The 3,413-nt window shown below is 45.3% G+C and carries 2 protein-coding genes; both read left to right on the top strand.

The features are described 5' to 3' along the window. The first annotated feature begins 250 nt into the window (after positions 1-250). Positions 251-2,407 (top strand): DctP family TRAP transporter solute-binding subunit, encoded by a 2,157-nt coding sequence (locus tag HWQ67_RS14795; protein ID WP_218253462.1) that lies wholly within the window; start codon positions 251-253, stop codon positions 2,405-2,407. Then, positions 2,404-3,413 (top strand): hypothetical protein (locus HWQ67_RS14790; RefSeq protein ID WP_218253461.1); only part of this gene is annotated, 1,010 nt, incomplete at its 3' end. The genes HWQ67_RS14795 and HWQ67_RS14790, both read left to right, overlap by 4 nt.

Below are 3,413 nucleotides of genomic sequence, written 5' to 3'. Positions count from 1 at the left end.
ATGCTGTTGACTTAAGGAAACATAGTAACTGTCTGAACCAGGATTGCACAGATTAAAGGATTTACAGGAAAAAAACACGAAGCCTTCTTAACATAATCCTGATAATCCCTTAATCCGTTAAATCGTGGTTCAGGCATCTTTATGCTTAAGTCAACAGCGTTACCCCTGCAAGGGGGCCAGTCCCCCACTGAGCCGGGGGTCGCTGACCCCTTGACCCCATCTTACCATGCTGATACGATAACATATATTTATGACGATTAAAAGATACCTCCTGTTTGCTGCTGCTGCCGTTGTAGCAGTGGTAGTGGTAGCGGTGCTGATGTACCTTCATCCCATTGGTAAGTCTGACCATGAAAGGAAGGGTGAAAAGGTATATGAGTTGACCCTTGGCCATAACATGCCCCCGGGCAGCACCATGTACATCGCCGCACAGAGATTTGCCGATACCGTCAGGGACAGAACCATGGGACGGGTACATATCAACATCTTCCCCGCCCAACAACTGGGTGACGACTACAAGATGATAGGGATGGCGTTAGAGGGCAAACTGGATATCCTGATCTCTCCGGCACCCAAATTAAGCATGGTACTGCCAGCCATGCAGTATACGGACATACCGTTTTTGTTTCCACGGGTTGAGGATGCCTATGCGATGCTTGATGGTAAACCTGGCGCTCTGCTGCTGGAGAGGTTACGCAATGAGGGGCTTGTAGGAGTGGCGTTTTGGGGCAACGGCTTCAAACAATTCATTGCACGTAGACCAATACACTCCCCTTCTGACTTCAACGGTTTGAACATTCGTATAATAAATAACGAAATCATCTCGGATCAGTTCACTGCCTTTGGGGCAAAACCTGTCCCCGTAGAATTGTACAAGTCATATAACGCACTAAAGAGCGGTGAAACGGATGGTCAGGAGAACACTGTTGCCGCCATATACGGCCTTAAGTTGTACGAGGTTATCTCCAACCTGACAATAAGCAATCACGCATATCTGGCCTACGTGTTTTGCTTTAACAATAACAAGCTGAACTCTCTGCCCGCCGACATCGCACAGACCCTCACGTCAACCGCTAAGGAGTTGACATCGTTTCAACGAGAGTTGATCAAAAAGGAGGAAGAGAACTATATCAATGCCATAAAAAATGCAGGCGTTAATGTCATATATCTCAACGAACAACAACTCGGGGAATTCCAAAAGGCAACTGCTCATATAACCGATAAATACAGAGCCGTCATCGGGGAAGACGTCATTGACCTGACAACGGAGTATCTCCAAGGCAAGTACCATACAAAGCAGGAGGATAATATCGTAATAGGTCTGAGTGCTGACATGAGTAAAGCTGCTTCCCTGTCAGGCATTGCCATAATGCGCGGGATGGAGCTTGCGATAAAGGAGATCAACTCACAGGGTGGTGTGCTTGGCAAGAGACTCTCCATTGCTGTGATGGACCATGCAGGGTCCTATAGTAGTAGCGAAAAAAACGTAAAGACCCTTAGTAAGATAAAAAACCTGCTGGCAATAATGGGAGGTATCCACGGTCTGTTAATAATGGGTGATCTGGAGTATGTCCATAAGGAGAAGATCATATATCTCGTCCCATGGGCTGCTGGGGACAAGATCGCTAACAATCCATATCATCCTAATTACGTATTCAGGGTTTCCATCAACGATGCCAAGGCAGGACGTTTCCTTGTACAACAGGCATTGAAGAGGTCTGAAAAAATAGCCTTTTTAGTTGTCAATAATGTCTGGGGTAAAGAAAATGCAAAGATAATGACAGACTGTCTCCTTGAAAAAAACATACAGCTGTCTGCCTTAGAGTTATTTAACATGGGCGAGGAAAATATACTGCAACAAGTTCAAAGGATCGAGGCTTCCGGCGCCGATGTACTGATAGTAATAGCAATTCCTGGTGACAGGCTGACAATTATAAACGGTATGGCGACACTCAAAAAGAAAATACAGGTACTTTCACATATGACCCTTACCTCATCCGGATATGTATTTCAGGACGTAGCAGCTCCTCTGAAAAGCATGGATTTACGTTTCATTCAGACATTTTCCTTTTTAGACCATGACAACGCATTGGTCGAAAGAGTGCTCAAAGACTACCTTGCTACCTATAAAGTCAACACACCGCAGGAGATACCCATACCCGTAGCAACAGCGCAGGCCTATGACCTTGTTCACCTCCTGGCACTGGCAATCAAAAACGCCGGGACCACTGACCGCGCATCCGTACGCGACGCACTGGAAAACATTCAACAATACGAAGGGCTGATAAAGACATACTCACCCCCATTTACAAAGACAAGACATGACGCACTGGATGTCAGTGACTACTTCCTGGCCACGTATGACGCAAACGGGACCATAGTGCCCGTTGATAAGGGGTCAAAGTGACTGTTAAACATCCCCGGAAGAGTCTGAAAGAAAAATTGCTACTGCAACATGTAGCAATTATAGCAGGTTTACTATTTTCTATCGTCAGCGTTGTTGCCATTATGCTGGAAAGAACCCTCACAGGTGAGTTAAATAAGAGCCTGGTGGTGCATAACGAAAACTTTATGGATAAACTCGAACAGCGGATACTAAACCTCTTTGACAACGCCAATCGTTTCAGCAAAGACCCAATGTTGATGGCGTTCATTATTGATCGCCAGAGCAGGCTTGATTCCCTTCCAAAATTAGTGGAGCATTTTGCAGTCAGGGATTTTCACCATGTAACGATTGTGCGTCTTGACAGTAGCCTCATATGCTCAACTTTAGATAAAACAAAGGATTATTCAAAAACACGACAATTTAGAATGGCACTGACTATGGGGGAGCCAAGATTTTACATCTCTGACTATAAAAATCTGGTTTATATCGTGCCCATATATTTATATAAAACCACTCAGGCGGTCATGATCAACGAGTATAATCTGGTGAACATATTTGATAAAATCCAGCTCAAAGGTCTGTTTTCGTACAGAATGTATGTCAATAGCATCAAGATTGCAGAGAAGGGTTTTGACGCAAACAAATCCTATGTATTATTAAGACAGGATGCCACCAGCAACCATGCCACCCTTGACAAGCTGGATATATCTGTTGAGCTTGGGGCATTAAGGTCTCAGTACAGAGAGGTTATTGTTGATTCTGTTACCAAGTTGCTGTTTGTGGGAGGTTGTTTCGTTATAGCCGCCATATTTATTGCCATCAGGATGGGTAACAACATCTGTGCTCCGATCCTGACGTTGTGTAACCGGGTTGAGAAATCCTCCGCAGAGGGAATTACCAGGTGCAGTCCGTTGGGGACCGATGATGAGCTGGAACTCCTGGCTGGTCTGTTTGACAACAGGACGGCACAGATGCAAGAAGCAGAGGCAAGCCTCAAAAGCGCCTACGATGACCTGGAGTTACGTGT

Origin of the sequence: Candidatus Magnetobacterium casense (assembly GCF_019173545.1) — a bacterium.
GTDB lineage: Bacteria > Nitrospirota > Thermodesulfovibrionia > Thermodesulfovibrionales > Magnetobacteriaceae > Magnetobacterium > Magnetobacterium cryptolimnobacter.
This window is presented reverse-complemented; position numbering and strand designations above follow the sequence as displayed.

What these genes read in the sequence shown, in the direction of transcription:
- HWQ67_RS14795 (WP_218253462.1), top strand. Translation starts at nt 251, where the DNA reads ATGACGATTAAAAGATACCTCCTGTTTGCTGCTGCTGCCGTTGTAGCA.